Consider the following 1,043-nt stretch of genomic DNA (forward strand, 5'->3'; position numbering starts at 1 on the left):
ATCCGATGCATTACCTTGGTGCAACCATGGACTTTATTAATGATAATACAGTTGAATTAAGAAAAGCCATGGTTGATATCGGCGTGCCGGATTTTGAAGTGAGCGCTAACTATCATTACACGGCTTCAAATCCTTCGCTGAAGCCAGAAGGCGGTTCGTGGGGCAATCATGCCAGTGTCAACCTGAGGTACAATGGGTTTATGGTGTTTGATTCAGAAAGGTTGAGGCAGCCGGATGTTGATGCGATTTCAAATGGAGTGGATAGGGCGTTTGCTTCTGTGGGCGCTGGTTCCAGTATCGATTATGATTATGTCCTTTTTGCTTTGTCATCAATTTCTACAACTGTTGAGTCTAAATCCCTTAGTTTGTATAATCATCAACTCAATAATTGGTTCTATTCTGAAAAATTTTATGGTTCTGTCGAGTCGGGTTGGTATAAAGCTAATCCCAATTTGCTTAAATATGCTAATTATGCAAAAGGAGCTGGTTATTTTTTTTACTTTACTGGACTTTATAAAGATTTAAATTCTTATCGTTTAGGACATCAGGATGGAGCCAAAACATCATTAAATATAGGGATCAGTACTTGGTCGTCAGTTATAGGTGGCTTAACCGGTTTAAGTTATTACGCCGGCTATTTATATTGGGATAAAATTGTAGTCCCTGATATAAAAAAGAATCCGGAATTTGGGGTTCAAGTATGGGATGCACAAATGAATGCTTTGCCATAGTATTTACTATTTATTAATCTATTATGAGATATTTCCACTATAAAATATTTAAGGTGCTATCAATAATTCCAACAAATGATACACCAGCTTTAAATTCGATGCTAATTTTAATTGGATTAGAAGGGTTAAATATATATTCGGCCTTTAATATTATTGAAAGGGTTTATGGGATTGATCTTTCCGGAATTAACTATATTTTCATTTATTTATTTGTATCTTTAATCAACTACCTCTACATATACCGATATAGAAAGGAAACTCAGCGGAAATATCAAAATGAGAGCAAAATTCGAAGGCATATTGGATCATTGG

The 1,043-nt window shown here is 35.5% G+C and carries 1 protein-coding gene; it reads left to right on the forward strand.

Annotated features, from left to right (window positions below; translation table 11 throughout):
* Positions 1-731, forward strand: a 731-nt coding sequence (locus LX69_RS17910; protein ID WP_221621423.1) for a hypothetical protein, incomplete at its 5' end; no start/stop codon positions are given.
* Between the last annotated feature and the right edge of the window lie 312 nt (positions 732-1,043).

The sequence above is a fragment of the Breznakibacter xylanolyticus genome (assembly GCF_003254275.1).
Taxonomy (GTDB): domain Bacteria; phylum Bacteroidota; class Bacteroidia; order Bacteroidales; family Marinilabiliaceae; genus Breznakibacter; species Breznakibacter xylanolyticus.